Genomic DNA, 6,739 nt, shown 5'->3' on the forward strand with positions numbered 1-6,739 from the left:
AATAGATATTCAATGAAAAACATAGACAACAAATAAAAAAAACTACAAAAAATAATTTACAATCTAACCACAACTAAGAAAATTCACTGTCATCCATCAACTGAAAAATTAATTATTGCACAGCCAAGTTCAAAAAAGATTAATTTATAAACCTGTACTTTAAGAGTAGTAATTTTCTGCAAGAATAAAAGTTGTTTAAGTAGTATTCAAACTAAAAAATTGATTAGGACATATAGTTAATATTTTTTCATTTAAAAATTTTATCAAAAATTTTATCAATATTTTTTTCATAATCTTCAAGATTTGATTCATTAATAATCATATAATCTGAACAAGCGACTACATTACCAATACCAAAATTAAGTTCACGTTTATCTCTAGAATTAAAATCTTCATAATTTATAGAATCATCTGATCGATTTCTGCTTTTCAATCTCTCAAATCTTGTTGTAGGACTTGCAAAAACTGAAATAATTTTGAATTCTTTGAAACTTTCTTTAAAAAGTTCTACTTCATATTGGCTTCTAATACCTTCAATCATAACTTTTGTATTTTTGTCAAAATTTAGATTTAATATTTTATTGATAGTGAATTTAGCTACTACATAATCTCCATGCTCTTTCCGTAATTCTACTGCAGTTTCACTGCTACTTTTATTTCTTTTTTTAGATTCCTCTCTGACTATGTCACCCATGTTAAATACATTAAAATCTTGTTCTATAGCTATTTTTGAAATTAAGCTCTTTCCAGAACCTGGTAAACCTGAAACTCCGATCACATTCATATTAATTCACACTACTTTCTGTTATTTATATGGTATTTATTGTTTTATTTTATTATTTATATTTACCTTTTACAAGATCAATTGTTTTTAAAGAACCTTTAAGATTATCTTCATTAGAAAAATTATTAACAATTTCTTTTAAATAATCTTTATCTTTATTTTTTAAGTTCTTAGCTATTTCTATCATAGAAGGTATGACTCTTGTAACATTATCTATAATGCTTATTGTTGATTTTTTTGAGGTTCTAGACATTGGGTTTAAATCAATACTTATCACTTTTTTCCTACTGTTTACTAGAATTTCGGCTCTATCTCCATCTTCAAGAGGAACTAAAACAACATCTGCATTATATATTCCATTTTTACTTGCTGTGGATCTTGGACTTTCAATATTGTTGATGTGTAAAAGTTCATCATTATTTGTTCCAAGTATATTTTCCCATCCTTTTTCTTTAAATAAATTAGCTATTATGTCTACTCTTTCTTTAGTTCTGTAGAATAGATTTATTTCAATTTTTCCATTAATTTCCTTAGCTAACTTTATAATATCATCAATAACAAGAGCTGTGGTATTACCATTAACTGATAAAACAGGATTTTCTGCTAAAAGAATCATTGCTACACTTGCTTCAATAGCTATTTTACTATTGTCTGAGGTTTTCTCACCAATTAAATAATCAAAGGCTTCTCCTCGTCCGTGGGCAATCATTCCAGAATCAGCTAAATATCCTAACTTATATGCATTTTTAATTTTTTCTCTTAAGATTAATGAATTGTATCTAGGATGGTTTTTTGGTATCATGTATTCACTACGCCTTAATTAATAGTTATTTAATACTATTTAAGTTTTTAATAATTTAATACTTATGGGTTTATGAAAATTTCATTATTTTTCAGATGTTATTGGAAAATAATAAGATATTTTGGGGACTATATAAAGAATATTTTAGATTAGAAAAATAAATTAATTAGGAGTGATATAAAATGATAAATGAAGGGGTTATGGGATATAACTCATTAATACATGAAATAGAAATAGAAAAGAGATTAATAAAAAGTTAAGTAGGAGATTATTGCAAGAAACTTTTTTAATAATCTAGATAAGAGTTACACTGATTTAGTGATTGATTTTGATAATGTTGAATTTATAAGTCGAGCATTTGCTCAAGAACACATTTATCAAAAGCATAAGGTATGTATAAATTTAATTGAAAAGAATATGGTTGAGAACATGTTAAATATTGTTGAAGAGGATTATGTTGAAATTTTTTAAATTAAATAAATAATTCTTTAATTGTAATTACAAATGGTCTTTAGGATCAAAAATTGGGAAATCTGAGGAAAGAATGTTTTGAATACTTTTTTGATGAAATAATATTTCTTTATCTCTAGTTATAAAAGCAACAGTTTCGTTTAAATAGTTTTTAGATAGAATATAACAATCTAATAAAATAAGTTTATCTGAATTATGGATTCCCAATTTACTTATTCTTCTTTCAAGAGAGATTTCATTATTTTCTTTGTAAAATTCATCCTTATTTAGTTAGTATAATTTGATTTAAATCTTTTGAAAAATATCGGAATGTATTAATAGTTTCTTTTATGAAGTTATCAATATTGTAAGTACTTTGAGTTATTAAGTCCTCTTGGAATCCATCATAGAATTCTTCAAACAGATTTTTAATCATACTGGTAAATCTATCTTTTTTAACTCCTTCTGGAAAACTAATACCAATATAGCTATTTAAAAATTCATTTCTAATTTTTACAAGTGTATTATCACTTTTAAGAGGATTTGATGATTTATCTAAAATATTTTCTTTAAAATAATGTAATAACTTTAATGAAACTCGTCTTGAATTAGATATTACTCTATTCGATTCTTTTTCAATTCTATTACTAATATTTCTGTTAAAATCCTGTTTAAAATATGTTTCAAAAATTTTAAAATTATTAGAAGGTAATATTTTTCCAAGCAAAATATTACTATCTAAAAAGTGATTATTACATGTGAACAATTTTATTTGCTCCTTAAATAAGTACCTACTGTTGCATTTAATATATTTTCTCCTAAAAGAGTATATTTATTATTAGTTTTGCTGTGTTCTTTAAGGTTATCCTCCATTATGTCTACATAGGACTCCATCATTTTCAGTGATTCTTTAAACTGTAAATCCCATATTTTGGTATTGTAATTATAGAATTCATCTTTTTGTTTCACTCTTAATCCTTTTGCAAAGGTAAACCATAGTTCTTTAATAGGATTCCTTAATAAAAGCCAATTTTTCCCCATTTGATGTTCTTCATTAATTAAATCAAGCTTTGTTAAAAAGTCAGAAAAAATATTAGAATATTCATTGAAATAACTATCATTTGGTAATTGTGATTCACACTGGAAAAAATCATTAATAAAATCATCACTATTTTCAATATTTCTTTTTTTATCAACAATATCAAAAATTTTAAATTTAAATGGGTATTGAAAATTATAAGGAGCGAATTTTTTATATATTTCAATAGGTAATTCATTATAGAAAAAATTCTTATTTTTTATTAAGTTATCAACAATATCCTCTATTTCAGGATACTTAAGAACAATATTTAAATCATTAGAATAATCAGAAATAAGATTAAAAGAATCAGCCACAGATTCTGAAAATGGACCATAGTAATACCAATAGTAGGGTAATGATTCAGTTAAGGCATGATTTTTACCTAAGGTCATTTTAATCTTAAAGATAGCTTTTTGTGCCATGTATTTGTTTAAATACATTTTCTTTTCATTTAATTTAGAATATAGGAAAAATAATAAACTATCCAATTCTTTATTTTCATTTGATTCAATTAACATGATTACCTCTGTGTGATAATATATTATTTCTATTTCTTATTATAAATTATTATTGTTTTTAATTTTAGAAATTTTTTGTATTTAATGAATTGTAACATTAATATGAAATGTTTATGTAAGGTATTCAAGATATATTGCAATACATCATCATTGTTTCATTTAATTATTCTTATTAATGGGGACTAACATTATACAATTTTATAGTATAAAAATTTTATACAGTATGAAACTTCAGAGTAATGGTAATAAATATATTTTAATGTATAAAAAATCTATATAATTCATAGAAAAATATTATACATGAAAATAGGAATTTCTAATTAGTTTAGATTAATTATATAAATTTTTTTAACTTAACATAATATTTAGGTGGGACAATGGCAAAGAAGAATACAGCTGAAATAGGATTTGAAGCCCAAATATGGAGTGCTGCAGATGTACTTAGGGGAAACATGGACGCTGGTGAATATAAACATGTTATTTTAGGATTAATCTTCTTAAAATATATCTCTGATAAATTTGAAGATAAATATAATGAACTTGTAAAAGAAGGAGAAGGCTTTGAAGAAGATAGAGATGAATATGCTGCAGAAACTATTTTTTATGTTCCAATTGAAGCTCGTTGGGATAAAATAGCTAAAAATGCTCACACTGAAGAAGTTGGAACAGTAATTGATGATGCAATGCGGGCTATTGAAAAAGAAAACAAAACTCTTAAAGGAATACTTCCAAAAACATTTGCAAGACCTGAGCTTAATAAACAAGCACTTGGTGAGGTAGTTGATCTGTTTACAAATATTCAGATGGCTGACCATGGAGATAAAAAAGATATTCTTGGTAGAACCTATGAATACTGTCTTTCTAAGTTTGCAGAAAGAGAAGGGAAGAGGGCTGGAGAATTTTATACTCCTGCAAGTGTTGTAAAAACTCTGGTCGCTATATTAAAACCATTTGATGGTAGAGTCTATGATCCATGTTGTGGCAGTGGAGGAATGTTTGTTCAATCAAAAAATTTCATTGAAAACCATAGTGGTAATATCCAGAATATATCTATATTTGGTCAAGATTCAAACCCTACCACTTGGAAAATGGCAAGAATGAATTTAGCTATTAGGGGAATTGAAGCAGACCTTGGAGAACATCAAGCAGATACTTTTTTAAATGACCTACATAAAACACTGAAAGCCAACTACATACTTGCAAATCCACCATTTAACTTAAAAAAATGGGGTCAAGAAAAGCTTCAAGATGATGTAAGATGGAAGTATGGAGTTCCACCAAAAGGTAATGCTAACTATGCATGGATCCAACACATGATTCATCATTTAGCTCCTAATGGTAAGTTAGGAATTGTTTTAGCAAATGGATCACTTTCATCAACTACAAGTGGTGAAGGCAAAATAAGAGAAAATATTATTAAAGACGATTTAATAGAAGGAATAGTAGCCCTTCCAACCCAGCTATTCTATACAACAGGAATCCCTGTTTGTCTATGGATAATTAACAAGAATAAGAAACAAAAAGGAAAAACTCTTTTCATTGATGCTAGAGAAATAGGAACTTTAGTTTCAAGAAAATTAAGAGAACTAAGTGATGAAGATATAGCTAAAATAGCTGATACTTTCACAGCATTTGAAAACAATGAACTTGAAGAAGAAAAAGGATTTTCAGCAGCAGTTGAAACTAAAGAAATAGCTAAACATGATTATATTCTAACTCCAGGAAGATATGTAGGGTTTAAAGATCCTGAAGATGATGGTATTCCATTTGAAGAAAAGATGAATAAATTGACTAAAGAGTTAGATGGTTTATTTAAAGAGTCCAATAAACTTGAAAATGATATTAGGAAAAGTTTAGGAGAAATTGGATTTGAATTCTAAAGGGTTATGAACATTAGATTGTTAGAATGTCTAAAAAATTTCAACCCTAGATGAAAGAAAATAATAAAAAGATTATGGTTAAGATGGAGAATTTTCATGGAAAAAGCTTTATTTAAAGAAGAAAAGTTAAACATCATCTCATTAATAAAAACTCATGAATTACTTTCTAATGCATTAGTATTTAAAAATCAAATTGAGAAAAGAATAGAAAATAATCCTGAAGAAAAAAAATTGAATGCAATTGGAAAAGCAGCCGTTATTAAAAGCTTCAAACTTGTTTTTAATGAATCCATAAAAATAATGAGAAAATATATGGAATATGAAGATGGAATAGATGGCTTTGCTACATACAAATGTTTCTTCAGAACTGCAGAAGAAAAAAGTCTAATAGATGACTTTCATAAATGGATGAAGTTCTACAAAGCAAAAGAATCAGTGTCGGAAGCACCTTATACTGATGAAACTGTGAATAAGGTTTGTCTAACAGCAAAAGAATTCGATGCATATGTTAAAGAGCTTATTTTATTTTTAGAAAAGTGAATTCCAGAAATGTGAATTAAAAGTAGCTAAAAAATTATAAATATATACATTATAAAATAATTTGGGAGATAATGAGTTTGAATTCTAAAGTTAATTCTGTAAAGATTGGAGAGTATTTATATATTAAAGGTAGAATCGGTTGGAAAGGTCTTAAAAAAGATGAATATTTAGATAAAGGGGAGTATAGGATTATTAATGCAACAGCTCTTGAATCTGATGGAATTAATTGGAATAATTGTGGGTTTATTTCTAAAGAACGATACGATGAATCTCCAGAAATAATGTTAAGATTAGGAGATATATTAATTTCAAAAGATGGTACTATAGGTAAAATTGGGTATGTAAAAGAGCTTGATATGCCTACTACTGTTGCTTCAGGAATTTTCGTTGTTAGAAATTTAAAAGATAATGTGATTGATACAGATTATATCTATAACTATTTCCAATCATCATTTTTTAAAAGTTTTATTAAATCATCCACTGAAGGGAGTGTTATACCTCATTTATATCAACGTGATTTTTATGATATGGAAATAAATCTTTTTGATTTAGATACATTGGCTGTGCAATAATTAATTTTTCAGTTGATGGATGACAGTGAATTTTCTTAGTTGTGGTTAGATTGTAAATTATTTTTTGTAGTTTTTTTTATTTGTTGTCTATGTTTTTCATTGAATATCTATT

General features: G+C 26.2%; 8 protein-coding genes. 4 read left to right on the forward strand and 4 right to left on the reverse strand.

Annotation, left to right across the window (positions count from 1 at the left end; all coding sequences use genetic code 11):
- Nucleotides 1–247: 247 nt before the first annotated feature.
- Together MBFIL_RS01585 and MBFIL_RS01590 are read right to left on the reverse strand one after the other, a co-directional pair.
- A complete protein-coding gene (locus tag MBFIL_RS01585; RefSeq protein WP_066970834.1) occupies nucleotides 248–784 on the reverse strand; it encodes an AAA family ATPase in 537 nt (178 codons plus the stop codon).
- Nucleotides 785–836: 52 nt separating this feature from the next.
- On the reverse strand, nucleotides 837–1,586 hold the full coding sequence (locus tag MBFIL_RS01590; RefSeq protein ID WP_066970836.1) for a 4-phosphopantoate--beta-alanine ligase: 750 nt from the start codon (nucleotides 1,584–1,586) through the stop codon (nucleotides 837–839).
- 318 nt (nucleotides 1,587–1,904) lie between these two features.
- Here MBFIL_RS01590 and MBFIL_RS10430 point away from each other — a divergent pair, with 318 nt between their 5' ends.
- On the forward strand, nucleotides 1,905–2,057 hold the full coding sequence (locus MBFIL_RS10430) for a hypothetical protein (RefSeq protein WP_157078613.1): 153 nt from the start codon (nucleotides 1,905–1,907) through the stop codon (nucleotides 2,055–2,057).
- A 262-nt stretch (nucleotides 2,058–2,319) separates the two neighbouring features.
- Here the strand turns inward: MBFIL_RS10430 and MBFIL_RS01600 are convergent, their stop codons facing one another.
- Both MBFIL_RS01600 and MBFIL_RS01605 read right to left on the reverse strand, forming a co-directional pair.
- Nucleotides 2,320–2,802: a hypothetical protein gene (locus MBFIL_RS01600; protein WP_066970840.1), complete on the reverse strand. Its 483-nt coding sequence runs from the start codon at nucleotides 2,800–2,802 to the stop codon at nucleotides 2,320–2,322.
- Between the two features lie 2 nt (nucleotides 2,803–2,804).
- Complete coding sequence (locus MBFIL_RS01605; protein WP_066970842.1) at nucleotides 2,805–3,635, reverse strand: hypothetical protein; 831 nt, start codon at nucleotides 3,633–3,635, stop codon at nucleotides 2,805–2,807.
- 377 nt (nucleotides 3,636–4,012) lie between these two features.
- Here MBFIL_RS01605 and MBFIL_RS01610 point away from each other — a divergent pair, with 377 nt between their 5' ends.
- From MBFIL_RS01610 to MBFIL_RS01620, 3 genes are all read left to right on the forward strand, one after another.
- Nucleotides 4,013–5,515 carry a type I restriction-modification system subunit M gene (locus MBFIL_RS01610; RefSeq protein WP_066970844.1) on the forward strand — a complete coding sequence of 501 codons (1,503 nt, stop codon included), beginning with the start codon at nucleotides 4,013–4,015 and terminating at the stop codon, nucleotides 5,513–5,515.
- Between the two features lie 96 nt (nucleotides 5,516–5,611).
- Entirely contained in the window at nucleotides 5,612–6,055 is a 444-nt protein-coding gene (locus MBFIL_RS01615) for a nucleotidyltransferase substrate binding protein (protein WP_066970845.1), read from the forward strand.
- A 71-nt stretch (nucleotides 6,056–6,126) separates the two neighbouring features.
- Nucleotides 6,127–6,627, forward strand: a complete 501-nt coding sequence (locus tag MBFIL_RS01620; protein ID WP_066970848.1) for a restriction endonuclease subunit S — start codon at nucleotides 6,127–6,129, stop codon at nucleotides 6,625–6,627.
- The last annotated feature ends 112 nt before the right edge of the window (nucleotides 6,628–6,739 follow it).

Source organism: Methanobrevibacter filiformis (assembly GCF_001639265.1).
Taxonomy (GTDB): domain Archaea; phylum Methanobacteriota; class Methanobacteria; order Methanobacteriales; family Methanobacteriaceae; genus Methanacia; species Methanacia filiformis.